Annotated in this window: 19 protein-coding genes; 11 read left to right on the forward strand and 8 right to left on the reverse strand. The window is 71.1% G+C overall.

Annotated features, from left to right (window positions below):
- Nucleotides 1–15: 15 nt before the first annotated feature.
- The 3 genes from ACFV20_RS34405 to ACFV20_RS34415 all read left to right on the forward strand — a co-directional run bounded on the left by ACFV20_RS34405 (nt 16) and on the right by ACFV20_RS34415 (nt 4,094).
- Nucleotides 16–1,281 carry an MFS transporter gene (locus ACFV20_RS34405; protein ID WP_385664409.1) on the forward strand — a complete coding sequence of 422 codons (1,266 nt, stop codon included), beginning with the start codon at nt 16–18 and terminating at the stop codon, nt 1,279–1,281.
- A gap of 65 nt (nt 1,282–1,346) precedes the next feature.
- Nucleotides 1,347–2,996, forward strand: a complete 1,650-nt coding sequence (pgi, locus tag ACFV20_RS34410) for a glucose-6-phosphate isomerase (RefSeq protein ID WP_385664411.1) — start codon at nt 1,347–1,349, stop codon at nt 2,994–2,996.
- Between the two features lie 162 nt (nt 2,997–3,158).
- Nucleotides 3,159–4,094 (forward strand): hypothetical protein, encoded by a 936-nt coding sequence (locus ACFV20_RS34415; RefSeq protein ID WP_385664414.1) that lies wholly within the window; start codon nt 3,159–3,161, stop codon nt 4,092–4,094.
- Nucleotides 4,095–4,113: 19 nt separating this feature from the next.
- Here ACFV20_RS34415 and ACFV20_RS34420 read toward each other — a convergent pair whose 3' ends face one another.
- The 3 genes from ACFV20_RS34420 to ACFV20_RS34430 are packed head-to-tail and all read right to left on the reverse strand — an operon-like array spanning nt 4,114 to nt 7,706.
- On the reverse strand, nt 4,114–6,396 hold the full coding sequence (locus ACFV20_RS34420) for an FtsX-like permease family protein (RefSeq protein ID WP_385664417.1): 2,283 nt from the start codon (nt 6,394–6,396) through the stop codon (nt 4,114–4,116).
- A gap of 39 nt (nt 6,397–6,435) precedes the next feature.
- Entirely contained in the window at nt 6,436–7,194 is a 759-nt protein-coding gene (locus tag ACFV20_RS34425) for an ABC transporter ATP-binding protein (protein WP_385664420.1), read from the reverse strand.
- Nucleotides 7,191–7,706: a PadR family transcriptional regulator gene (locus tag ACFV20_RS34430; protein WP_385664423.1), complete on the reverse strand. Its 516-nt coding sequence runs from the start codon at nt 7,704–7,706 to the stop codon at nt 7,191–7,193. The genes ACFV20_RS34425 and ACFV20_RS34430 overlap by 4 nt, the downstream gene beginning before the upstream one ends.
- A gap of 122 nt (nt 7,707–7,828) precedes the next feature.
- On the opposite strand from ACFV20_RS34430, the gene ACFV20_RS34435 reads away from it, so the two are divergent.
- The 5 genes from ACFV20_RS34435 to ACFV20_RS34455 all read left to right on the forward strand — a co-directional run bounded on the left by ACFV20_RS34435 (nt 7,829) and on the right by ACFV20_RS34455 (nt 14,490).
- Entirely contained in the window at nt 7,829–9,100 is a 1,272-nt protein-coding gene (locus tag ACFV20_RS34435; RefSeq protein WP_385664425.1) for an ABC transporter substrate-binding protein, read from the forward strand.
- 164 nt (nt 9,101–9,264) lie between these two features.
- A complete protein-coding gene (locus ACFV20_RS34440; protein ID WP_385664428.1) occupies nt 9,265–10,923 on the forward strand; it encodes a glycoside hydrolase family 13 protein in 1,659 nt (552 codons plus the stop codon).
- Nucleotides 10,924–10,960: 37 nt separating this feature from the next.
- A complete protein-coding gene (locus tag ACFV20_RS34445; RefSeq protein WP_385664431.1) occupies nt 10,961–12,286 on the forward strand; it encodes an ABC transporter substrate-binding protein in 1,326 nt (441 codons plus the stop codon).
- Between the two features lie 6 nt (nt 12,287–12,292).
- Nucleotides 12,293–13,654 carry an ABC transporter permease subunit gene (locus ACFV20_RS34450; RefSeq protein WP_385664433.1) on the forward strand — a complete coding sequence of 454 codons (1,362 nt, stop codon included), beginning with the start codon at nt 12,293–12,295 and terminating at the stop codon, nt 13,652–13,654.
- The gene (locus ACFV20_RS34455; RefSeq protein WP_385664436.1) at nt 13,651–14,490 is read left to right on the forward strand and encodes a carbohydrate ABC transporter permease; all 840 of its coding nucleotides are present in this window, start codon (nt 13,651–13,653) and stop codon (nt 14,488–14,490) included. Before ACFV20_RS34450 ends, ACFV20_RS34455 begins: the two co-directional genes overlap by 4 nt.
- A gap of 51 nt (nt 14,491–14,541) precedes the next feature.
- Here ACFV20_RS34455 and pgl read toward each other — a convergent pair whose 3' ends face one another.
- From pgl to tkt, 5 genes are read right to left on the reverse strand one after another with little or no spacing between them, the layout of a single operon-like run.
- Nucleotides 14,542–15,327, reverse strand: coding sequence for a 6-phosphogluconolactonase (pgl, locus tag ACFV20_RS34460; RefSeq protein ID WP_385664439.1), 786 nt, complete (start codon nt 15,325–15,327; stop codon nt 14,542–14,544).
- Complete coding sequence (gene opcA / locus ACFV20_RS34465; protein ID WP_385664442.1) at nt 15,324–16,448, reverse strand: glucose-6-phosphate dehydrogenase assembly protein OpcA; 1,125 nt, start codon at nt 16,446–16,448, stop codon at nt 15,324–15,326. Before opcA ends, pgl begins: the two co-directional genes overlap by 4 nt.
- On the reverse strand, nt 16,445–17,968 hold the full coding sequence (zwf, locus tag ACFV20_RS34470) for a glucose-6-phosphate dehydrogenase (protein WP_385664445.1): 1,524 nt from the start codon (nt 17,966–17,968) through the stop codon (nt 16,445–16,447). Before zwf ends, opcA begins: the two co-directional genes overlap by 4 nt.
- Before the next feature lie 4 nt (nt 17,969–17,972).
- Nucleotides 17,973–19,091, reverse strand: coding sequence for a transaldolase (tal, locus tag ACFV20_RS34475; RefSeq protein WP_385664447.1), 1,119 nt, complete (start codon nt 19,089–19,091; stop codon nt 17,973–17,975).
- A gap of 34 nt (nt 19,092–19,125) precedes the next feature.
- A complete protein-coding gene (gene tkt / locus ACFV20_RS34480) occupies nt 19,126–21,213 on the reverse strand; it encodes a transketolase (protein WP_385664450.1) in 2,088 nt (695 codons plus the stop codon).
- A gap of 383 nt (nt 21,214–21,596) precedes the next feature.
- Here tkt and ACFV20_RS34485 point away from each other — a divergent pair, with 383 nt between their 5' ends.
- The 3 genes from ACFV20_RS34485 (at nt 21,597) to ACFV20_RS34495 (ending at nt 24,169) form a co-directional block, all read left to right on the forward strand.
- On the forward strand, nt 21,597–22,514 hold the full coding sequence (locus ACFV20_RS34485; protein WP_385664458.1) for a heme o synthase: 918 nt from the start codon (nt 21,597–21,599) through the stop codon (nt 22,512–22,514).
- Between the two features lie 66 nt (nt 22,515–22,580).
- The gene (locus ACFV20_RS34490; RefSeq protein WP_385664453.1) at nt 22,581–22,913 is read left to right on the forward strand and encodes a hypothetical protein; all 333 of its coding nucleotides are present in this window, start codon (nt 22,581–22,583) and stop codon (nt 22,911–22,913) included.
- A gap of 149 nt (nt 22,914–23,062) precedes the next feature.
- Nucleotides 23,063–24,169 (forward strand): amidohydrolase family protein, encoded by a 1,107-nt coding sequence (locus ACFV20_RS34495; protein ID WP_385664456.1) that lies wholly within the window; start codon nt 23,063–23,065, stop codon nt 24,167–24,169.
- Nucleotides 24,170–24,294: the final 125 nt, after the last annotated feature.

Consider the following 24,294-nt stretch of genomic DNA (forward strand, 5'->3'; position numbering starts at 1 on the left):
CCATGAGGGGGAGCGGTGGCGACGGTCGAGGCGGGGGTGCGCGCGCCCGCGTGGCGCGGGGGCTTCGGACGGCTGTGGAGCGCCGCCGTCCTGTCCAGCTTCGGCGACGCGCTGCGCACGTCCGCGCTGCCCCTGCTGGCCGTCACCTTGACCGACGATCCGCTGCTCATCGCTTCCGTCACGGCCTGCGGCTACCTGCCCTGGATCGTCTTCGGCCTGCTCGGCGGGGCCGTGGCCGACCGGGTGGACCAGCGGCGGGCCATGTGGACGGTGGACGCCGCACGCGGGGTGCTGGTGGCCGCCTTCGCGGTGGCCGTCGCGCTCGGACACGCCTCGATCGGCCTGCTCATCGGACTGGCCGTCGCGCTCACCACCTTCCAGACCCTCTTCGACAACGCTGCCACGGCGCTGTTGCCCGCCCTCGTCCACCGGGACGCGCTCGGCAGCGCCAACGCCCGGTTGATGACCGGTCAGCGCATCGCCGGAGGCCTGCTCGGCGGCCCCGTCGTGCCCCTGCTGCTGGCGGCCGGGGCAGCCGTGCCGTTCGCGGCGGACGCCGTGACCTTCCTCGCGGCCGCCGCGCTGGTCGCCTCCCTGCCGGCCGCCGAAACCGACCGCGAGCCGCGACCGGCGGGCAGCACCCTGCGCCGCGAGATCGCGGAGGGCCTGCGCACCCTGTGGCGCGACCGGGCCCTGCGCGCCCTGTGCACGGCCACGGCCCTGTGCAACATCGGCATGGGCACCCTGCTCGCGATGCTGGTCGTCCTCGTCACCGACTGGCTCCGGGCGGGCCCCGCGGCATACGCGGCGGCGGGCACCGCCTTCACCCTGGGCAGCCTGGCCGGGGGAGTGGTGAACGGCCGGCTGGTGGCGCGGCTCGGCCGGCTGCGCTCGGTGCTCCTCGCCGGCTCGGTGCAGGCCGCCCTCCTCGTCGTCATGGGCACCGTGCGCAGCCTCGCCGTACTCGTGGGCGCGCTCGCCGTCTTCGGGCTCCTCGGCATGGTGTGGAATGTCAACACGACGACGCTCATGCAGGAGCGCAGCCCCACCGGACTACTGGGCCGCGTCAGTTCGGCCTTCCGCACCCTGGCCTTCGCCGGAGTGCCCCTCGGTGCCCTGCTGGGCGGAGCCGTCGCCGCCGCCCGGGGTCCGAACACCCCGCCGTTGCTCACGGCGGCCTTCTTCGCCCTCGCCGTCGTCGCGCTGATACCCGTGCGCACGGCGGACGTATCTGTGGTGGAGCCGGAGGACGGCACCACGACAGCCGACGTCGCGCGCTGATCAACTAGGTTGGGACCGGCAGCGGGGCAAGGTACGCAGGACAGGAAAGAAGGCTGAAGTCCGAGATGAACGCAGACAGCCGTACCAGACTCAACCAGACGCCTGAGTGGACGGCACTGGCCAAGCACCGCGAGGAGCTCGGCGACGTGGGACTGCGCGAGCTGTTCGCCGCCGACTCCGGCCGCGGCACCGCGTACACCCTCCGGGTCGGCGACCTCCACGTCGACTACTCCAAGCACCTCGTCACCGACGACACCCTGCGGCTGCTGCGCGAACTGGCCGCGGCCACCGACGTCTTCGGACTCCGGGACGCCATGTTCCGAGGCGAGAAGATCAACACCACCGAGAACCGGGCCGTGCTGCACACCGCGCTGCGCGCCCCGCGGGACGCGGTGATCGAGGTCGACGGCGAGAACGTGGTGCCGGATGTGCACGCGGTGCTCGACAAGATGGCCGACTTCGCGAACCGGGTGCGGTCGGGCGAGTGGACCGGCCACACCGGCGAGCGGATCCGGAACATCGTCAACGTCGGCATCGGCGGCTCCGACCTGGGCCCCGCCATGGCCTACGAGGCGCTGCGGGCCTTCACCGACCGCTCGCTGACGGTGCGTTTCGTGTCCAACGTGGACGGTGCCGACCTGCACGAGGCGGTCCGCGACCTGGACCCGGCGCAGACGCTGTTCGTCATCGCCTCCAAGACCTTCACCACGATCGAGACGGTCACCAACGCCACCTCCGCGCGCGCCTGGCTGCTGGACGCGCTCGGTGACGAGGCCGCCGTCGCCAAGCACTTCGTCGCCCTGTCGACGAACGCGGAGAAGGTCGCCGAGTTCGGCATCGACACGGCCAACATGTTCGAGTTCTGGGACTGGGTGGGCGGCCGCTACTCGTACGACTCTGCGATCGGCCTGTCCCTGATGATCGCCATCGGCCCGGACCACTTCCGGGAGATGCTCGACGGCTTCCGCATCGTCGACGAGCACTTCCGCACCGCGCCGGCCGAGTCCAACGTGCCGTTGCTGCTGGGCCTGCTGGGCATCTGGTACGGCAACTTCCACGACGCCCAGTCGCACGCGGTGCTGCCCTACAGCCACTACCTGTCGAAGTTCACCGCCTACCTCCAGCAGCTCGACATGGAGTCCAACGGCAAGTACGTCGGCCGGGACGGGCGCGAGGTCGAGTGGCAGACGGGCCCGGTGGTGTGGGGCACGCCGGGCACCAACGGGCAGCACGCCTACTACCAGTTGATCCACCAGGGCACCAAGCTCATCCCGGCCGACTTCATCGGCTTCGCGAGGCCGGTCGCCGAGCTGAGCGAGCAGCTGAAGGCGCAGCACGACCTGCTGATGGCCAACTTCTTCGCCCAGACGCAGGCGCTCGCCTTCGGCAAGACGCCCGAGGAGGTGCGCGCCGAGGGGGTGCCGGAGGAGCTGGTGCCGCACAAGACGTTCAAGGGCAACCACCCCACCACGACGATCCTGGCCCCCGAGCTGACGCCGTCGGTCCTCGGCCAGCTGGTCGCCCTCTACGAGCACAAGGTGTTCGTGCAGGGCGCGGTGTGGAACATCGACTCCTTCGACCAGTGGGGCGTGGAGCTGGGCAAGGTTCTCGCCAAGCGCGTCGAGCCCGCGCTCACCGAGGGCGCCGAGGTCGAGGGCCTGGACGCCTCCACCCGGGCCCTGGTCGCCACGTACCGGGAGCTGCGCGGCCGGTAGTCGGGAGAGCCGGGCGGGGAAGCGGGCGGCAGCGCGTCGAGTCGTACGGCCGGCAGCAGTGCGCCCGGCGGGAAAGCGGGCGGCGGCGCGCCGTCCGCTTCCCGTAGACTCCCGGACGATCATCACGGACGTCATCACGGCGAGTGCTCGGGGGAGCGCGAAGTGGCACGCACACGCGGCAGTTGGACCGGCGGCACGCTGACGGTGGGGTCCGTACTGAAACCCCAGGACGTGGCCCGGGCGGTGTTCCATCCCGCCTGGATCCCGCAGCCGCTCGACCCGTCCGTGGAACGCCTGAAACGGTTCCGTGTCATCGCCGGGGCGGTCGCCTCGCTCGGTGTCTACACCTTCGTCGAAGGCGGCTTCGACCTCACGGAACTGCTGGAGAACGCGATGACGGCCTCCGTCGTCCTGCTCTTCCTCACCCCGCTGACGGTCGGCGTGATGCTGTGGGTGTGGCGGCGCGGGGGCACGGTGCGGCAGTTGCGGACGTCCCTGTTCAGGTCCCTCGCGCTGCTCGTGCTGTTCGTCGGCTGCGTGGCCGCCGTGCTGCTGCTGGTGCGGACGGTGAACGCGTCCGCGAACGTCGCCGTGATCATCGGGTTCGGCATGACGATGCTGTGGCTGCTCGCCTTCACGGCCTACGGAGCCGTGCGCGTCTCGGGCAACTTCTTCGGCACGGCCGCCGTGCACCGCTGCCTGCCGCCGCTGCTCGCCATCGTGACCAGCTGGCTGGTGGCGGTCCCGGACCTCGTGACCGGTGATCTGCACGGGCTCAGCCTCACCCTGGGGATCGTCTTCATCCTGGGCGCACCGGTGACGGTCACCGCCATCGCGCTGCTGGAGATGCGGCGGCTGAAGCGCCGGTACGGAATCCGGCTGAACGCCCATCCGGCGACCCACCCGCCGGTGCCCGGGCCGGTTCCGCCGATGCCCCCGGCGGGCTCACCCCACCTGCCACCGCAGGGGCACCCCTACGGGCATTCCTACGCCCCGGGCGGTCAGCACCTCTACCCGCCGGGCGGTCAGCACCCCTACGCCTCCTACGCTCCGCACCCCCGGCCTCCGCACCCGCCGCAGCAGCCGTACGGGGGCTGACGCCGGGCCGGTGCCGGCGTCAGGCCACCGCGCTCAGCGTGTCCGCGAGGCGCCGGCGGGCCGCCCGGGCCGCGGGAAGCGCTGCCAGGGCCGCGGCGCAGAGGACGGCCGCCGTGCCCAGCAGCACCATCAGGACCGCGGAGGGCCCCTGGGCGATCCCCGCCCCGATGCCGCTGGAGCGGCCCTGGGCGTCGATCAGCCACCGGGCGAGGGGCAGGCCCAGGGCCAGGGCGGCGAGGACGGCCGCCAGGGCCGTGAGACCGGTGGCCGTGACGGTGATGGCCGTGATCTGCCGGGGGGACAGCCCGATGGCCTTCAGCGCCAGCAGGTCCCGCTCGCTCTCGCGGACCGTGCCGCCGATCGCGGTCAGCAGTTCGATGAGCCCGATGAGGGCGAGGACGGCGATCAGCCCGGCGACCACCGCGCGCAAGGGGGAGAGCTCGTCGGCCGGGTTGGTCACCGTGTGCACGTCCAGATGGCCGTGCCCCGCGGCGGCGAGCCGGTCGGCGACCTCCCGCGGGTCCGCGCCCGGGTCCAGGCGGAGCTCGTAGAGGGTCGGGCGGAGCCCGGGATCGTTCTCGCGGAGTGTGTCGAGGGAGGTGGAGATGACCCGGCCGGCGTTCTCCGGCTCGATGCTGCGGCCCACGATGTGCAGGATCTGCGGCCGGTCACCGACGGTCATCCGCACCCAGGCGCCGACCCGTACGTCCAGCAGGTCGAGCAGCCCCTGCCCGGCCACCGCCTCGTCGAGGCCGCGGGCGGGGCGGCCCTCGGCGAGGGTGTGCGGGTAAGGGTCCTGCTGGGTGCCGAGGCCGCGCAGGGCGATGGTCGCGGTCTGGCTGGGGCCCAGGGCGGCCGTCTCGACGCCCGGGTAGGCGGCGGCCACCTGCGGGTCCTTCTCCAGGAGGGAGCGGACCCGCTCTTCGCCGAGGCCGGAGTCGGCGCGGACGCTGAGCGCGGCGGGCAGGCCGATCCGCTCGGGCGCGCTGTGGAAGCGGTCGAGGGTGGTCCAGGCGCTCATCGCCACGACGATCAGCAGCAGCGGCAGCGTGAGCCGGGCGACGGTGGCCAGGGACCGGGGGCGGCGGGTGAACGCCTTGTGCCAGCCCAGCACCAGCGCGGGCGGGATCCGCACGCCGAGGGCGCGGCGCGCCACGCCGGACAGCCGTCCGCCCGAGGTCGCGGCCGGTCGCGGCACCGGCACGGGCGGCACCCGCCCGGCCCGCCACGCGGCCAGCCCGGTGGTGGCGCCGATGAACAGCACCGCGCCCACGGGCACCGCGAGCAGCGCGGCGGTGTGGCCGGGCAGCCCCTGCCACACGCCGACGGCGTCCCCGAGCCGCCCGGGGATCCGGCTGCCCAGGGCCTCGGCGAGTCCGGCGGCGGCCAGGGCGCCCAGCAGGGCGTAGGCGAGGTGCTGGAGCAGGAAGACGCGGACCACCTGGCCGGGGGTGAAGCCGATGGCCTTCAGGACGGACAGGTCGCGCAGATGCCCGCGGATGCGGGTGCCGATCGCCCCGTGCACGGCGAATCCGGCCGCGATCAGGGCGCCCAGGCCGAACAGGCCCAGCACCTGGCCGAGCAGCCGGTTGTCGCCCTGCGCCTCGGCCCGCGCCTGCTGCCAGGTGGAGACCTCGCCGATCGACCCCGGGCCCAGCACGGTCACGGCGCGCTGGACGATGTAGGACGTGTCACCCGGGTCGGTCAGCCGCAGCCCGATCACCTGGCCGCCCGGGGCCGGCACGGACGACGCAAGCGCCCACACCAGACCCGGCTGCTCACCGGGCCGGTAGCGCGGCTCGGCACTGTCGGCCAGGCCCACGACGGTCAGCCGGCGGGCGGTGCCGGGCACGTCGAGGGTGTCGCCCGGTTCGGCCAGCAGGGCACGGGCCAGGCGGCTCTCCAGGACCACGCCGTCGGGTGTCGACGGGATGAGCCAGTGCCCGGAGACGACCGGAGGGCGGCCGGCGGAGGGCTTCTGCGGCATGCCGCGCAGTTCGACGGCGGCGCGGCTGCCGCGCGAGGAGACGGTGGTGGCGGCACTGGGGTAAGGGCCGACGACGGACTCCACCCCGTCGAGCCGGGCCAGCTTCCCCGGGTCGGCCGCCGTATCGGTGTGCAGCCACACGTGCGCGCCGTGCGACTGCGTGAAGACGCGCTGCCAGGGGTTGGTCGCGTAGCCGAACAGGGCGGTGGCCAGCAGCAGGGAGGCGACGATGCCCGCGGTGGCGAGGACGAGGAACAGCGCCTCGCCGCGGTGCGTGCGCAGATCGGAGTGCGCCCAGCGCAGGGTGGCTCGCATACGGATCAGCCCCCTCGCGGATCGTCGTGCCCGCGCATGTCAGTCCTTCAGCTCCAGCACACCGGATATGCCGGCGCGGCGCGGCGGGGTGGCGCCGCCGTCGAGTGCCGCGTCGTCGGCGATCCGGCCGTCGAAGAAGCTGATCACCCGGTCCGCGGCGCTCGCCAGCCGGGCGTCATGGGTGACCAGCACGATCGTCTGGCCCCGCTGGTGGAAACGGGACAGCAGCCGCATCACCTCGCGGGTGCCCTTGCTGTCCAGGCTGCCCGCGGGCTCGTCGGCCAGCAGCAGCGGCGGGTGGTTGACCAGCGCCCGGGCCAGGGCGACGCGCTGCTGCTCACCGCCGGACAGCTCGCCCGGCATGCTGCGCTCCTTGCCCGTCAGGCCCAGCTCCGCCAGCAGCGCCTCGCGCTCGGCGCGCGCCTGCTTCGGCGGGGTCCCGGCGAGCAGGGCGGGCAGTTCCACGTTGTCGGCGACGGACAGGTTGGAAACGAGGTTGAAGAACTGGAAGACGATGCCGATCCGCTTCCGGCGCTCCACCGCCCAGCGCGCCTCGCTGTAGGTGCCGGTGGACTCGCCGTCGAGCCAGATGTGGCCCGCGTCCGGACGCTGGAGCCCGCCGAGCAGATGCAGCAGCGTCGACTTGCCCGCCCCCGAGGGACCGGTGATCGCCACGAACTCGCCCTGCCGTACACACAGGTCGACCCCGCGCACGGCGTGCGCCGGGGCGCCCTCGCCGTGATGGGTCTTGGTCAGTCCCTCGGCGCGCAGCACAGGAGCGGGACGGTCGTCGCTCACTCCAGCTCCTCCAGCTCTTCCTGGCACCGTTCCAGCCAGTCGAGGTCGGCCTGCAGGTGCAGCATCGCGCCCTCGATCAGCAGATGGGCGATGCGGTTGTCGCGGTCTTCGGCGGCGGCCAGCTTCGACAGCTGCCGCATGGTGTTCAGGTACTGGCGCCGCTGCTGGTTGATCAGGGTGATCTGCTCGGCGAGACCGGTCTGCGGAGCGAGCGCGAGTTTCATGAAGAACTCGTCCCGCACCCGCGGCTCGTCCTCGGGCTCCTCGAACCAGGCGCGCAGCGCCTCCCGCCCGGCCTCGGTGAGGTGGTAGACCTTCTTGTTGGGCCGGCTGGACTGCGTCACGTCCTCGCCCTCGATCAGTCCCGACTTCTCGAGGCGGCCGAGGGTCACATAGATCTGGCCGACGTTCGGCTGAGGGTACGCGGAGCCCAGCAGTTGCTCAAGGTCCTGCTTGAGCTCGTAGCCGTGGGCGGGTCCGCGGGCGAGGAGAGCCAGGAGGGGCAGGCGCACGCGTGCAGTCCTCCTGTCCGGTCCAATGTGCTCCAGGCCCTAGTATCGCCCATACCTAACAGGTATACATGGCCTCTGATTCCGGGCAAGGGTGCCCAGCGCCGGTGTACAGGGAGGAACCTATGCGGTGGATCCATGCCGCGGGTAGGGGCCTCCTCGTTCTGATCGTGGTCCTGACCGGCTACGTCGCCGCCGGAGCGCAGGCGGGCGAGCCCTCCGCCGGGTCCCGCGGGCCGCTCACCCTGGCCACCGCCGGCGACCTCACCGGCTACCTCGGCCCCCTGCTGGAGGGCTGGAACCGCACCCATCCCGGCGAGAAGGTGACCCTGGTCGAGCTGCCGGACTCGGCCGACGAGACCCAGGCCCAGATGATCACGGACCTGCGCGACGGTGACCGCAGCCGGTTCGACGTGCTCAACATCGACGTCAACTGGACCTCGGAGTTCGCCGCGGCGGGCTGGATCAGACCGCTGCCCCGGGACCGCTTCCCGCTGGAGACGTTCCTCCAGCCGGTCGTGGACACGGCGACCTACGACGGGCAGCTCTACGCGGTCCCGTACGTCACGAACGCCGGTCTGCTCCTGTACCGCAAGGACGTCCTCGCCGAGGAGGGCGTCGATCCACCGCGCACCTGGGCGGAGCTGGAGCGGTACGCGAAGACCATCGCCCCGAAGCACGGCCTCGGCGGCTACGCCGGACAGTTCCTGCCCTACGAGGGCCTCACCGTGAACGCGGCGGAAGCCGTCTACTCGGCGGGCGGCTCGATCCTCGGTGACGAGGGCGAGCGCGTCACCGTCGACTCGGCGGCGGCCCGCGAGGGCATCGGGTTCCTGGCGCGCGGGGTGCGTGAGGGCTGGATCCCCAGGGAAGCGCTGACGTACAAGGAGGAGGAGTCCAAGCAGGCCTTCCAGGACGGCCGGCTGCTCTTCCTGCGGAACTGGCCGTACGCCTATGTCGGCGCCTCCGCTCCCGGCTCGAAGGTCGCCGGGAAGGTCGGCGCCGTGCCCCTGCCCGGGCCCGGCGGGCCGGGAACCAGTGTGCTCGGCGGATCCAACCTGGCCGTCAGCGCGCACGCGCGGCACCCCGACTCGGCGGCCCGCCTGATCGCGTATCTCACCGGTGAGCGCGTCCAGCGGCAGGTCCTCACGCGCGGCGCGCTGCCGCCGGTGCGCGCGGACCTCTACCGGGATCCCGCGCTCGTCCGCAGGTTCCCCTATCTGCCGACGCTGCGCACGAGCGTCCTCGCGGCCGCGCCGCGTCCCAAGAGCCCGCGCTACGACCAGGTCAGCCTGGTGGTGCAGGCCGTCGTGAACGACGCGATGGCGGGGCGGCAGACGCCCGCCGCGGCGGTCCGGCGGCTGGCGCGCGAGCTCGCCGTCATCTCGCGCGGCTAGCGCTTTCGACGCCCCCTCGGCGCCCTCCCCTACTTACTTGTTAGGTAACGCGGGCATCTCATCTCGCTGAGTATCGACCTGGTATGTCCCTGTTTCTGCACCCCGACCGCTGGATACCTTCTGCCTTTTCATTGACACCCTCTCGACACGCCTACTTAACATGCATGCATAACCGCTGCCCTCCTCAGAGACAGGTCGATGGGTTGAACAGGCACCACTGGTGGCGTGACGCAGTGATCTATCAGGTGTACGTCCGCAGCTTCCTCGACAGCACCGGCGACGGCATCGGCGACCTCGCCGGCGTCCGGGCCGGACTGCCGTACCTCAAGAAGCTCGGCGTCGACGGGATCTGGCTGAGCCCCTTCTATCCCTCGCCGCAGCACGACCACGGCTACGACGTGGCCGACTACTGCGACGTCGACCCGCTCTTCGGTGACCTCGACGAGTTCGACCAACTGGTCGGGGCCGCGCGGCGGCTCGGTATCAAGGTGCTCCTCGACATCGTCCCGAACCACTGCTCCAGCGAGCACCCCTGGTTCCGCGAGGCGCTCGCGGCGGCCCCCGGCAGCCCCGCCCGGGCCCGCTTCCACTTCGCCGACGGCCGCGGCCCGGACGGCTGCGAGCCGCCCAACAACTGGCACGCCATGTTCGGCGGACCGGCATGGAGCCGGGTCACCGACGCGGACGGGCGCCCCGGCCAGTGGTACCTGCACATGTTCACGCCCGAGCAGCCCGACTGGAACTGGCGCGAGCCGGAGGTCGCCGCCGAGTTCGACCGGGTACTGCGCTTCTGGCTGGACCGGGGCGTCGACGGCTTCCGCATCGACGTCGCCGCCGGCCTCTACAAGCACCCCGAACTGCCCGACTCCGACGACCCGGAGGCCGACGCCCGCACCCGCGACTCGGTCAACCCGCTCGCCTGGAACCAGCCCGAGGTGCACGACGTGTGGCGCCGCTGGCGCTCCATATGCGAGGAGTACACCGAGCGCGACGGCAGCGAACGCCTCCTCGTCGGCGAGGTCTCCGTCCCGACCGCCCGCGAACACGCCCGGTACGTCCGGGCAGACGAACTGCACCAGGCCTTCTTCTTCGACCTGCTCAGTGCCTCCTGGGACGCCGACGCCTTCCAGAAGGTCATCACGGAGGCCATGCAGGACATCGCCGGCACCGGCTCGACCGTCACCTGGGTCCTCAACAACCACGACCAGGTCCGCACCGTCACCCGCTACGGCGAACCCGCCACCGAAGGCAGCGGCCTCGGCGCCGCCCGCGCCCGCGCCGCCGCGCTCCTCATGCTGGCCCTGCCCGGCGCCGCCTACATCTACCAGGGCGAGGAGCTCGGATTGCCGGAGGTCGTCGACCTGCCCGACGACGTGCTCACCGACCCGATCTTCCACCGCACCGGCAGCCGCGCCCGCATCCGCGACGGCTGCCGGGTGCCGCTGCCCTGGTCGGGACAGGCCTCGCCGTTCGGCTTCACACCCGGCGTCGAGAGCGCCAAGCCGTGGCTGCCGCAGCCGGAGTACTTCGCCGAGTACGCCACCGACCGCGCCCTCGCCGACACCCGCTCGTTCTGGCACCTGTACCGCGACGGCCTCCAACTGCGCGCCGCTCTGCCCCAGTTGGGCGAGGGAACGCTGCGCTGGCTGGACGCCCCGCCCGGCGTACTGGCCTTCGAACGCGGCGACGACCTGGTCTGTGCCGTCAACTTCGGCACGGCACCCACCCCCGCGCCGGTCCCCGGCACCCCCCTGCTCGCCAGCGGCTCCTGCCCGCCCGGAGTCCTCTCCGGCTCGACGGCCGCCTGGTGGATCCGTTCCTGAACGCCCCGCAAGTCAACTCCCCGAAGGGACATCAACGATGATGCGACGACGTACCACCCTGCTCACCGGCTGCACCGCTCTCGTCCTGGCGCTCGGCGCGACCGCCTGCGGCGGCGGCCCCGTCGCGGCCGGCGGCGGCGACAAGGCGCTCGACGGCCAGTCGATCACCGTCGCCGGCGTCTGGTCCGGCACCGAGCAGAAGAACTTCCAGAAGGTGCTCGACGCCTTCACCGAGAAGACCGGCGCCAAGACACAGTTCGTCTCCACCGGCGACAACGTCTCCACCGTCGTCGGCAGCAAGATCGAAGGCGGCAACGCCCCCGACGTCGTGATGGTCCCGCAGGTCGGCGTGCTCAAGCAGTTCGCGCAGAAGGGCTGGCTCAAGCCGCTGTCGCAGAAGACCGAGCAGGCCGTCGACGCGGGCTACGCCCCGGTGTGGAAGAAGTACGGCAGCGTCGACGGCACCCTCTACGGCCTCTACTTCAAGGCCGCCCACAAGTCGACCGTCTGGTACAGCCCCGACGCCCTCGAACAGGCCGGCGTGAAGCCCCCGAAGAGCTACGACGAGATGCTCAAGGCCGGGCAGACCGTGTCCGACTCCGGGCTCGCCGCGTTCTCCGTCGCCGGACAGGACGGCTGGACCCTCACCGACTGGTTCGAGAACGTCTACCTCTCCCAGGCCGGACCCGAGAAGTACGACGCCCTCGCCGCGCACAAGCTGAAGTGGACCGACGCCTCCGTCGTCGACGCCCTCACCACCCTCGGCAAGCTCTTCAAGGACAAGCAGCTCATCGCCGGCGGCCAGAAGGGCGCCCTGAACACCGACTTCCCCGGCTCGGTCGAGAAGGTGTTCGGCCCCGAGCCCGAGGCCGGCATGGTCTACGAAGGCGACTTCGTCGCCGGTGTCGCCAAGGACCAGTTCGGCAAGAAGGTCGGCGAGGACGCGAACTTCTTCCCGTTCCCGCCGGTCGGCGGCGGCGAGGCACCCGTCGTCAGCGGCGGCGACGCCGCCGTCGTCCTCAAGGACGGCAAGAACCAGAAGGCCGCCCAGGCCCTCCTGGAGTACCTCGCCACCCCCGAGGCGTCCGCGGTGTGGGCCGAGGCCGGCGGCTTCCTCTCCCCGAACAAGAAGCTCGACCTCGCCTCCTACGGCGACGACGTCACCCGCGCCACCGCCAAGTCCCTCGTCGAGGCCGGGGACTCGGTCCGCTTCGACATGTCCGACCAGGCCCCGGCCGCGTTCGGCGGCACCAAGGGCACCGGCGAGTGGAAGCTCCTCCAGGACTTCCTGCGGGACCCGTCCGACCCGAAGGGCACCGCGGCGAAGCTGGAGGCCGCGGCGGCCAAGGCGTACCAGGACTGATAGGCCATGACAGCGACCCTCGTGAAAGAGACGAACCCGCCGCCGCCGGGCCCGGTCGCCGACCGCACCCGGGTGCTGCGCCGGCGCGGGAAGATCATCGCCCTGCTGTTCGTGCTGCCCGCGCTGCTGCTGCTCGGCGCGCTCGTCGTCTACCCCGTGCTGTTCAGCATCGGCCGCAGTTTCTTCGACGCCTCCGGGACGAGCTTCGTCGGCGGCGACAACTACGCCGAGATGTTCCGCGACCCGGCGACCCTCAAGGCCGTCCGCAACACGGCCATCTGGGTCGTCGTCGCCCCCGCCCTGCTCACCGGCCTCGGACTGATCCTCGCCGTGCTGGTGGAGAAGGTCCGCTGGGCGACCGCCTTCAAGCTGCTCCTCTTCATGCCGATGGCGGTGTCCTTCCTCGCCGCCGGCATCATCTTCCGGCTCGCCTACGACGAGGACCCGGACAAGGGCGTGCTCAACGCCGCCGTCGTCTCCGTCCACGACGCCTTCAAGGGGGAGTCCACCTATCCGACGGCACGGGCGCGTGACGCCCAGGGACTGACCAAGGAGAAGGACGGCTCGTACCGCACGAGCACCAGCGTGTCGCCCGGGGACGCGGTGGCACTCGGCCTGGTCGGCGTGCAGCCCGACGACCTGCCGGGCGGGGCCGAGCCGGCGTACGCGGCGGCCGGCCGGAAAGCAGCCGCCGACGAACTGCGCGGCGTGGTCTACCTGGACTTCACGCCCGGCGGCGGAGGGGAGCAGGGCAAGGTCGACCGGCGGGAGAGCGGGCTGCCGGAGATGACGGTCGAGGCGGTCCGCGACGGCGAGCAGGTCGCCTCGACGACCACGGCCGCCGACGGCTCCTTCCGCTTCGGGAAACTCGAACCCGGCTCCTACGAGGTGCGCCTGCCGTCGTCCAACTTCGCCCAGGCCTACGACGGTGTCTCCTGGCTCGGGCCGGCGCTGGTCACCCCGGCGATCATCGGCGCGTACCTGTGGATCTGGACCGGCTTCGCCATGGTGCTGATCGGGGCGGGGCTGTCGACGCTGCCCCGGGACGCCCTGGAGGCGGCGCGGATGGACGGCGCGAACGAGTGGCAGATCTTCCGGCGGATCACGGTGCCGCTGCTGGCACCGGTGCTGTCGGTCGTCTTCATCACCCTCGTCATCAACGTGATGAAGGTGTTCGACCTCGTCTACATCATCGCGCCCGGCCCCGTGCAGGAGGACGCGACCGTCCTCGCCACGCAGATGTGGCTGGTGTCGTTCGGCGGCGGCAACAACCAGGGGCTCGGCAGCGCGCTCGGTGTGCTGCTCCTTCTGCTGGTCGTCCCGGCGATGGTGTTCAACGTCCGCCGTTTCCGAAGGAGTCAGCGATGAACGCGGTCCGGCGCGGACTGGGCAACGGGGCCGTCCAGGCCTTCCTCGTCCTGATCGGCCTGGTGTGGATGACACCGCTGGCGGGACTGTTCCTGTCCTCGCTGCGGTCCGCCGAGGACACGGCCAAGGGCGGCTGGTGGACGGTGTTCTCCAGCCCCGGGCAGCTGTCCTTCGACAACTACTCGGAGCTGCTGGGCAACGCGGGGATCACGCAGGCGTTCTGGAACACGGTGCTGATATCGGTGCCGACGACCGTGCTGGTCGTGGTGATCGCGGCGCTCGCCGGGTACGCCTTCGCGTGGCTGGACTTCCCCGGGCGGGAGACCGTCTTCCTCGTCGTGGTCGCGCTGCTGGTGGTGCCCGTACAGATCGGTCTGCTGCCGGTCGCCAAACTCTTCGGCCAGCTGGGCCTGTTCGGCACGATCCCCGGCGTCGTCCTCTTCCACGTCGCCTATGGGCTGCCGTTCGCGGTGTTCCTGCTCCGCAACTACTTCGCCGAGATGCCGAAGGAGATGCTGGAGGCGGCGCGCATGGACGGGGGCAGCGAGTGGCGCATCTTCACACGGCTGGTCCTGCCCGTGGGGCGGCCGGCGATCGCCTCCCTGGCCATCTTCCAGTTCCTGTGGGTGTGGAACGACATGCTGGTGGCGCTGCTGTTCGCGGACAGCACGTCACAGCCGCTGACCGTGGAACTCCAGTCCCAGATACGCCAGTTCGGCAGCAATATCGACGTCCTGGCCCCCGGGGCGTTCGTCTCCCTGGTCGTCCCGGTCGTCGTGTTCTTCGCCTTCCAGAGGCACTTCGTACAGGGCGTGATGGCCGGCTCGGTCAAGTAGCACCTGCGTTTCGGGCCCCCACTTCGCCACGAAGTGGGGGCCCGAGTGCGTTCACGGTGATGCCGGTGGATACAGCGAACGCGGCAGTTGGGAAGCCGCTGCCCCGTCCATGAGCCACAGGGTCCGGCTCCTGCCGTACGCCCCCGCCGCCGGGGCCTGGATCTCTCCGGCTCCCGACAGGGCGATCGCCGCCGCCTGGGCCTTGTCCTCGCCCGCCGCCAGCAGCCACACCTCCCGGGCCGCACGGATCGCCGGCAGCGTCAATGTCACCCGGGTCGACGGCGGCTTCGGCGCGCCGTGGACACCCACGACCGTCCGCTCCGTCTCCCGGACCGCGGGCAACTCCGGGAACAGCGACGCCACATGCGTGTCCGGCCCGACGCCCAGCATCAGCACGTCGAACGCGGGCACCGGCCCGTGGTTCTCCGGCCCCGCCGCCCGCGCCAGTTCCTCCGCGTACGCGGCCGCCGCCGCGTCCACGTCCGTGCCGTACGGCCCGTCCGACGCGGGCATCGTGTGCACCCGCTTCGGATCGAGCGGCACCGCGTCGAGGAGGGCCTCCCGCGCCTGGGTGTCGTTGCGCTCCGGGTCGCCCTCGGGCAGGAACCGCTCGTCACCCCACCAGAGGTCGAGCCGGCCCCAGTCGATCGCGTCCCGGGCGGGTGCCGAAGCCAGCGCCGCCAGCAGGCCGTTGCCGTTGCGGCCGCCCGTCAGGACCACGGACGCCGAGCCCCGGGAGGCCTGCGCGTCCACGATCCTGGTGATCAGCCGGGCCGCCGCGGCCTGCGCCATCAGCTCCTTGTCGCGGTGGACGACCAGCTGCGGTGCCGTACTCACTTCGTCGCCTTCCGTACGGGTTCCAGCTTCGGCGGTTCCCGCCTCACCGGTTCCTGCGCCGTCGCTTCCGCAGCGGGTGCCTTCGCAGCCGCTTCAACGGGAGCGGGGAGGGCGAGTCCTGCTCGCCCCTCACTTTTGGGCACCGACGACACCGACGACACCGACGGCTCCGACGGCTCCGACGGCACGGCCGACGCGGACTTCAGCCGGTCCACCCCGTACCGCAGCGCCGACGCGTACGTGTCGTCCGGGTCGAGACGCCGCAGCTCCTCCGCCATCAGCTCGGCGGTCTCCCTGCGCTTGAGCGCCACGGCCCGGTCCGGCTGGCCCTCGATGGACAGCGTCGCCAGCGAGCCGTCGGCCCGGTCCAGCTTGATCGGGCCGCAGTTGGTGTCCATGCGGACGGCCGTCAGACCCGGACCGCTGGACAGCGACCGCTTCACGGGAACGTCCAGCCGGTCCGCGAGCCACATCGCCAGCAGCTCGCAGCTCGGGTTGAACTCCTCGCCCTCCACCTCGACGGCCCGCACCTCGCAGGTGACCTGGTCGAGAGCCGCCGCCAGCATGGAACGCCAGGGCGTGATGCGGGTCCAGGACAGGTCCGTGTCGCCGGGGGTGTAGGTGCCCGACCGGGTGGCCAGGTCCCGTACCGGCTGCTCGGATGCGTAGGTGTCGGTGACGCGGCGCTGCGCGAGGGCACCCAGGGGGTCCTTCGCCGGGTCGAGCGGCGCGTTCACCGGCCACCACACCACCACTGGGGCGTCCGGCAGCAGCAGCGGCAGCACCACCGACTGGGCGTGGTCCGCGACCTCGCCGTACAGCCGGAGCACGACCGTCTCGCCGGTGCCCGCGTCCGCGCCGACCCGCACCTCCGCGTCCAGGCGGGACTGCGTACGGTCGCGGGGTGAGCGGGAGACACGCTTGATGACGACGAGCGTGCGCGAGGGATGCTCGTGCGCGGCGTCGCTCGCGGCCTTCAGCGCGTCGTAGGCGTTCTCCTCGTCCGTCACGATGACCAGCGTGAGCACCATGCCGACCGCCGGGGTGCCGATCGCCCGGCGGCCCTGCACCAGCGCCTTGTTGACCTTGCTGGCCGTGGTGTCCGTGAGGTCTGTCTTCATGGCCGGCGCCAGCTCCGTCCGTGTCGCTCGAGCATTTCGTCCGCCTCGACGGGCCCCCAGGTACCGGCCGGGTACTGGGCGGGCTTGCCGTTCTTGTCCCAGTACTCCTCGATCGGGTCGAGGATCTTCCAGGACAGCTCGACCTCCTCGGTGCGCGGGAAGAGGTTCGAGTCACCGAGCAGCACGTCCAGGATCAGACGCTCGTAGGCCTCCGGGCTGGACTCGGTGAAGGACTCGCCGTAGGCGAAGTCCATCGACACGTCCCGGATCTCCATCGACGTGCCCGGCACCTTCGAGCCGAAGCGCACCGTGACACCCTCGTCCGGCTGGACGCGGATGACGATCGCGTTGGAGCCGAGCTCCTCGGTGGCCGTCGAGTCGAAGGGGGAGTGCGGGGCCCGCTGGAACACGACGGCGATCTCCGTCACCCGGCGGCCCAGGCGCTTGCCGGTGCGCAGGTAGAAGGGGACGCCCGCCCAGCGGCGGTTGTCGATCTCCAGCTTGATCGCGGCGTACGTGTCGGTCTTCGAGGAGGGGTTGATGCCGTCCTCGTCGAGATAGCCGATCACCTTCGCGCCGCCCTGCCAGCCGGCCGCGTACTGGGCGCGCACGGTGTCGCGGCCCATGTCCTTCGGTAGCCGTACGGCGCCGAGCACCTTGGTCTTCTCGGCGGCCAGCGCGTCCGCGTCGAAGGAGGCCGGCTCCTCCATCGCGGTGAGGGCCATCAGCTGGAGCAGGTGGTTCTGGATGACGTCACGGGCGGCGCCGATGCCGTCGTAGTACCCGGCGCGGCCGCCGATGCCGATGTCCTCGGCCATGGTGATCTGCACGTGGTCCACGAAGGACCGGTTCCAGATCGGCTCGAACATCGTGTTGGCGAAGCGCAGCGCCAGGATGTTCTGGACGGTCTCCTTGCCCAGGTAGTGGTCGATGCGGAAGACCTGGTCCGGGGCGAAGACCTCGTGGACGACCTTGTTGAGCTCCTCGGCCGACTCCAGGTTGTGCCCGAACGGCTTCTCGATGACCGCGCGCCGCCAGGAACCGCCCGTCTGGTCGGCCAGCTGGTGCTTCTTCAGCTGCTGGATGACCACGGGGAACGCCGACGGCGGCACGGACAGGTAGAAGGCGAAGTTGCCGCCCGTGCCCTGCGCCTTGTCCAGCTCCTCGATCGTGGAGCGCAGCCGCTCGAAGGCGTCGTCGTCGTCGAAGGTGCCCTGCACGAAGCGCATGCCCTGGATGAGCTGCTGCCAGACCTCCTCACGGAAGGGCGTGCGGGCGTGCTCCTTGACCGCGTCGTGGACCTCCTGTGCGAAGTCCTCGTGCGCCCACTCGCGGCGGGCGAAGCCCACCAGGGAGAAGCCCGGCGGCAGCAGACCCCGGTTGGCGAGGTCGTACACGGCGGGCATGAGCTTCTTACGGGACAGGTCGCCCGTGACGCCGAAGATGACGAGGCCCGACGGCCCCGCGATACGCGGGAGCCGTCGGTCCGCGGGGTCACGCAGCGGGTTGCTGCTCGACACCTGTTCAGCCCTCCGAGGGGGCGAGGCGCTGAAGTTCGGCCTCGGTCGACTTCAGCAGGTCGGTCCAGGAGTCCTCGAACTTCTGGACGCCCTCTTCCTCCAGCAGCCGCACCACGTCGTCGTACTTGATCCCGAGCTTCTCGACCGCGTCGAGGTCGGCGCGGGCCTGCTCGTAGGTGCCGGCGATGGTGTTGCCGCGGATCTCGCCCTGCTCCTCCGTGGCGAACAGGGTCGCCTCCGGCATGGTGTTCACCGTGTTCGGAGCCACCAGTTCTTCGACGTACATGGTGGGCTTGTACGCCTTGTCCTTCACGCCGGTGGAGGCCCACAGCGGACGCTGCTTGTTGGCGCCCGCCTTCTCCAGGGCGCTCCAGCGGTCCGAGGAGAAGACCTCCTCGTACGCCTGGTAGGCCAGCCGGGCGTTGGCGACGCCGGCCTTGCCGCGCGCGGCCTTGGCCTCGTCGGTGCCCAGGGCGTCGATCCGCTTGTCGATCTCGGTGTCCACGCGGGACACGAAGAACGAGGCCACGGAGTGGATCCGGGACAGGTCCAGGCCGCGCTCCTTGGCCTTCTCCAGGCCCTCCAGGAACGCGTCCATGACCAGGCGGTAGCGCTCCAGCGAGAAGATCAGCGTGACGTTGACGCTGATGCCCAGGCCGATGGTCTCGGCGATGGCCGGGATGCCCGCCTCGGTCGCCGGGATCTTGATGAGGGTGTTGGGCCGGTCCACCAGCCAGGCGAGCTGCTTGGCCTCGGCGACCGTGGCCCGCGTGTTGTGCGCCAGGCGCGGGTCGACCTCGATCGAGACCCGGCCGTCCTGGCCGCCGGTGGCGTCGTAGACCGGGCGCAGGATGTCGGCGGCGTCGCGGACGTCCGCCGTCGTGATCATGCGGATGGCCTCTTCGACGGTGACCTTGCGGGCGGCGAGGTCGGTCAGCTGCGTGTCGTAGCCGTCGCCCTGCGAGATGGCCTTCTGGAAGATCGAGGGGTTGGTGGTGACGCCCACGACGTGCTGCTGGTCGATCAGCTCGGCGAGGTTGCCGGACGTGATCCGCTTGCGCGACAGGTCGTCCAGCCAGATCGCCACGCCTTCCTCGGAGAGGCGCTTCAGTGCGTCTGTCATGGAAATTCCATCTCCTACGTGTCGTATATGAGCGTCAGCGCTGAGCTGCGGCGATCGATTCCCGCGCGGCGGCGGCCACGTTCTCGGGAGTGAATCCGAACTCGCGGAAAAGGACCTTGCCGTCGGCCGAAGCACCGAAGTGCTCCAGGGAAACGATGCGGCCGGCGTCCCCCACGTACTTGTGCCACGTGAGACCGATACCGGCCTCGACCGCGACACGGGCCCGGACGGACGGCGGCAGGACGCTGTCCCGGTACCCCTGGTCCTGCTGCTCGAACCACTCCACCGACGGCATGGACACGACGCGCGTGGGCACGCCGGCGCCCTGGAGCTGCTCGCGCGCCTCGACGGCGACGTGCACCTCCGAGCCGGTGGCGATCAGGATGACCTCGGGCTCGCCGCCCTCGGCCTCGAACAGCACGTAACCGCCGCGCGCGGCGTCCTCGTTGGGCTCGTACGTCGGCACGCCCTGACGCGTCAGCGCCAGACCGTGCGGCTGGCCCTTGCCGAACTCCTTCGTCCAGCGCTTGAGGATCTCGCGCCAGGCGATCGCGGTCTCGTTGGCGTCCGCCGGACGCACGAGGTTCAGGCCGGGGATCGCGCGCAGCGACGCGAGGTGCTCGACGGGCTGGTGCGTCGGGCCGTCCTCACCGAGACCGATGGAGTCGTGCGTCCACACGTACGTCACCGGCAGGTGCATCAGCGCCGACAGCCGCACCGCGTTGCGCATGTAGTCGGAGAACACCAGGAAGGTGCCGCCGTAGATCCGGGTGTTGCCGTGCAGCGCGATGCCGTTCATCTCGGCGGCCATCGCGTGCTCGCGGATACCGAAGTGGATCGTGCGCCCGTACGGGTCCGCCTCCGGCAGCGGGTTGTCCGCCGGGAGGAAGGAGCTCGTCTTGTCGATCGTGGTGTTGTTCGAGCCGGCCAGGTCGGCCGAGCCGCCCCACAGCTCGGGGACGACCCCGCCGAGCGCCTGGAGGATCTTGCCGGACGCGGCGCGCGTGGCGACACCCTTGCCGACCTCGAAGACCGGGATCTTCTCCTCCCAGCCCTCGGGCAGCTCACCCTTGGCGATCCGGTCGTACTCGGCGGCGCGCTCGGGGTTGTTGTCCCGCCACTGCTGGTACGCCTTCTCCCACACCGCGCGGGCCGCCTGGCCCCGCTCCAGCGCCTTGCGGGTGTGCGTGATGACCTCGTCGGAGACCTCGAAGGTCTGCTCCGGGTCGAAGCCCAGCACACGCTTGGTCGCCGCGACCTCGTCGTCGCCGAGCGCCGAGCCGTGCGCGGCCTCGGTGTTCTGCGCGTTCGGGGCCGGCCAGGCGATGATCGAGCGCATCGCGATGAACGACGGCCGGTCCGTGACGGCCTTGGCCTTCTGGATCGCCTCGTAGATCGCGGCCGGATCCAGGTCGCCGTCGGCCTTCGGCTCCACGCGCTGCACGTGCCAGCCGTAGGCCTCGTAGCGCAGAGCGGTGTCCTCGGAGACGGCCGTCTCGGTGTCGCCCTCGATCGAGATGTGGTTGTCGTCCCACAGCAGGATCAGGTTGCCGAGCTTCTGGTGGCCCGCGAGGGAGGACGCCTCGGCGGAGATGCCCTCCTGGAGGCAGCCGTCACCGGCGATGCAGTAGATGAAGTGGTCGAACGGCGACTCGCCCTCGGCGGCCTCCGGGTCGAACAGGCCGCGCTCGTAACGGGCGGCCATCGCCATGCCCACCGCGTTGGCGACACCCTGGCCCAGCGGCCCGGTCGTCGTCTCCACACCGGTCGTGTGCCCGTACTCGGGGTGGCCGGGGGTCTTGGAGCCCCAGGTGCGGAAGGACTTCAGGTCGTCCAGCTCCAGGCCGAAGCCGGCCAGGTACAGCTGGGTGTAGAGGGTCAGGGACGAGTGGCCGGCGGACAGCACGAAGCGGTCCCGTCCGACCCAGTCGGCGTCCGCCGGGTCGTGCCGCATCACCTTCTGGAAGAGGGTGTAGGCGGCAGGCGCCAGGCTCATCGCCGTACCCGGATGGCCGTTACCGACCTTCTGTACGGCATCGGCGGCCAGGACACGCGCGGTGTCGACGGACCGCTGGTCCAACTCGGTCCACTCGAGGTCTGTGGTGGTCGGCTTGGTGCTCACCCTGAGTCAGGGCTCCTCTCCACATGTCGGATGCCGGTGTATCGGGGCGCCCACCGGCCGCAGTCGAGCCTACCCCCGTGGGACGTGCGTTTTTTCGAGTCACTCCAGAGTGCCGGGGCTGATCCCGATCCGCCTCCTGACTGGGCCGTACCGCATTCGACAGGTGAATACGGAGCCGCTCATCCGGGTGCTCAATCGAGCTTCGAGGCGCCCTTCCGAAGGCGTCCGCCAACACGAGCCGACCCCCGCGAATGTCCGAGTCTGGGCAACGTCTAAAGTGGCGTGGTACGCGCGAGCCTTTACCGGGACTTCACAGCGGTGAGGCTTGCTGGGATGTCTCTGTAGGGGTGTGCGTGACGGCCGTTGAATCCCGTCCAGCGGGGATGCTGGGGGCGGACCAGAGCCCGGCCCACCGGCCGTTCGGGGCCCGCGTCAAGGCGTTCGTGGCTCTCACCAAGCCGCGGATCATCGAGCTGCTGCTGATCACGACGGTGCCGGTGATGTTCCTGGCGGAGCAGGGCGTGCCCGACCTGACGCTGGTGCTGCTGACGTGCCTGGGCGGCTACCTGTCCGCGGGCGGCGCCAACGCGCTCAACATGTACATCGACCGCGACATCGACGCGCTGATGGACCGCACCTCGCAGCGCCCGCTGGTCACCGGCATGGTCAGCCCGCGCGAGTGCCTCGCGTTCGGCATCACGCTGGCCGTCGTCTCGACCCTGCTCTTCGGCCTCACGGTGAACTGGCTCTCGGCCTGGCTCGCCCTCGGCGCGCTCCTCTTCTACGTGGTCGTCTACACGATGATCCTCAAGCGCCGTACCTCGCAGAACATCGTGTGGGGCGGCATCGCCGGCTGCCTGCCGGTGCTGATCGGCTGGTCCTCGGTCACGAACTCGATGTCGTGGGCGCCGGTCGTCCTCTTCATGGTCATGTTCTTCTGGACGCCGCCGCACTACTGGCCGCTGTCCATGAAGGTCAAGGAGGACTACGCGCGCGTGGGCGTGCCCATGCTGCCGGTGGTCGCCTCCAACAAGGTGGTCGCCAAGCAGATCGTGATCTACAGCTGGGTCATGGTCGGCGTCTCGCTCCTGCTCACCCCCCTCGGCTACACCGGCTGGTTCTACACCTCGGTCGCGCTGCTCGCGGGCGGCTTCTGGCTCTGGGAGGCGCACGGCCTGCAGAACCGCGCGAAGGCGGAGGTGACGGGCGCGAAGCTGAAGGAGATGCGCCTGTTCCATTGGTCCATCACCTACGTGTCGCTGCTGTTCGTGGCGGTCGCGGTCGACCCCTTCCTGCGCTGACACCCGGGCGTACGTCACAGAACCCTGCCCTCGCCAGTCGATCTACCGGTGAGTAGCATCCTGGTCATGGCAGACACGCAGCAGGTTGACCCGAAGGCCGAGCGCAAGGTGGCCCGGCTGGCCAAGCAGATCTCCTCCTTCTCCAAGGCCCACGGCGGCGCCGAGGGCCAGGTCGCCTACCTCGGCGAGCGCGGCGCCCGCATCGTCCTGGTCGGCGAGGACGGCAACTGGGGCGACCTGGTGGCCCCGTCCTACGAGATCGCCGAGCAGGCGGTGGACACGTCGGGCATCACCCGCCACGAGTCCTTCGACGGCGAATTCGCGGCGAAGGTCAAGACGGGCCGCTACGAGTGGAGCCGCATGGCAGGGATCCAGGTGGGCGGCCCGAAGAACGACTGACGTTCTCGGGGGCGCGGGGAACCGCGCGATCAGCCACGGGCAACCCGCGGCCGCCAGAACACCCGCACCCCCCACCGGGCCCGCGACCTCGAACCCGGTTCACCCGTTAGGACCCTTGAGAGCAACAGGGTCCACACCGGGAGGCCCGGATGATCGAAACGCCGTCCTTGGTGGACCAGTACTGCCACGGAGTGCTCCGCACGGAGCTGGGCCTCGGCACCTTCGAGGCCCACCTCAGCCACACCGAGGGCCCGCCCGCCCCCGGCACGACCCTCTTCGACACCCAGACCGGCTTCGCCGTACGGCGCTGGTGCCCGCCCCTGCTCGGCCTCGAACCCCACTGCGCCCCCGCCCGCTATCTGGCCCGGCGCCGGGAACTGGGCGTCCTGGAGTCGGGCCGCCGCCTCCTGCGCGGCAGCGGCATCACCACGTACCTGGTCGACACCGGTCTCCCCGGCGACCTGACACAGCCGGGCGAGCTGGCCGGGGCCGGAGCCGCGCAGGCCCGCGAGATCGTGCGTCTGGAACTCCTCGCCGAGCAGATCGCCGACACCTCCGGGACCGTCGAGTCCTTCCTCGCGAACCTCGCCGAGTCGGTCCACGCGGCAGCCGCGCACGCCGTCGCCTTCACCTCGGTCGCCGGCGTACGGCACGGTCTCGCCCTGGCTCCGGAGCCGCCCGGGCCGGGGGAGGTGCGCGGCGCGGCCGACCGCTGGCTCGGCGGGCGCGGCGTCGGCGGTGAGCTGAGCGACCCGGTGCTGCTGCGGCACCTGCTGTGGAGCGCGGTCGCCACGGGGCTGCCGCTCCAGCTGCACGCGGGGCTGGGTGCGCCGGGGCTGCGGATCGACCGGACCGACCCGGTGCTACTGACCGACTTCGTGCGGGCCACCGCCGGCCTCGGCACGGACCTGGTCCTGCTGCACGGCTACCCCTACCACCGGCAGGCCGCCCATCTCGCCGGTCTCTTCCCGCACGTCCATGTGGACTGCGGTGCCGCCCTGGTCCGCACGGGCGCCCGAGCCGCGACCGTCCTCGCGGAGATCCTGGAACTGGCCCCCTTCGGCAAGATCCTCTTCTCCACCGGCGCGCGGGGGCTGCCCGAACTGCACGTGGTGGGCGCCCGTCTGTTCCGTGAGGCCCTGGGGCGGGTGCTGGGCACCTGGGTCGCCGAGGGCGCCTGGTCCCTGTCCGACGCGCAGCGGGTCGCCGGGATGCTGGCGTCGGGGAACGCGAGACGGGTCTACGGGCTGGACTAGGCCTCGGTCAGGCCGGGTGCACCCGCTGGGCTAGGTGTACTGCCCAGGGACGTTGGTCAACCTGGTGACGGGTGGTTTGCCGCCGGTCGCGGTGTGGGGGCGGTGGTGATTGTAGTGATGGAGCC

Source organism: Streptomyces sp. NPDC059696 (assembly GCF_042733745.1).
Lineage (GTDB): Bacteria > Actinomycetota > Actinomycetes > Streptomycetales > Streptomycetaceae > Streptomyces.

Bases quoted from the DNA above. Each gene is read 5' to 3' on its own strand.
- pgi (WP_385664411.1), top strand. From the start codon at position 1,347: ATGAACGCAGACAGCCGTACCAGACTCAACCAGACGCCTGAGTGGACG.
- ACFV20_RS34420 (WP_385664417.1), bottom strand. From the start codon at position 6,396: ATGCGAGCCACCCTGCGCTGGGCGCACTCCGATCTGCGCACGCACCGC.
- ACFV20_RS34435 (WP_385664425.1), top strand. From the start codon at position 7,829: ATGCGGTGGATCCATGCCGCGGGTAGGGGCCTCCTCGTTCTGATCGTG.
- ACFV20_RS34440 (WP_385664428.1), top strand. From the start codon at position 9,265: ATGCATAACCGCTGCCCTCCTCAGAGACAGGTCGATGGGTTGAACAGG.
- ACFV20_RS34445 (WP_385664431.1), top strand. From the start codon at position 10,961: ATGATGCGACGACGTACCACCCTGCTCACCGGCTGCACCGCTCTCGTC.
- ACFV20_RS34450 (WP_385664433.1), top strand. From the start codon at position 12,293: ATGACAGCGACCCTCGTGAAAGAGACGAACCCGCCGCCGCCGGGCCCG.
- ACFV20_RS34455 (WP_385664436.1), top strand. From the start codon at position 13,651: ATGAACGCGGTCCGGCGCGGACTGGGCAACGGGGCCGTCCAGGCCTTC.
- opcA (WP_385664442.1), bottom strand. From the start codon at position 16,448: ATGAAGACAGACCTCACGGACACCACGGCCAGCAAGGTCAACAAGGCG.
- tal (WP_385664447.1), bottom strand. From the start codon at position 19,091: ATGACAGACGCACTGAAGCGCCTCTCCGAGGAAGGCGTGGCGATCTGG.
- ACFV20_RS34485 (WP_385664458.1), top strand. From the start codon at position 21,597: ATGCTGGGGGCGGACCAGAGCCCGGCCCACCGGCCGTTCGGGGCCCGC.
- ACFV20_RS34490 (WP_385664453.1), top strand. From the start codon at position 22,581: ATGGCAGACACGCAGCAGGTTGACCCGAAGGCCGAGCGCAAGGTGGCC.
- ACFV20_RS34495 (WP_385664456.1), top strand. From the start codon at position 23,063: ATGATCGAAACGCCGTCCTTGGTGGACCAGTACTGCCACGGAGTGCTC.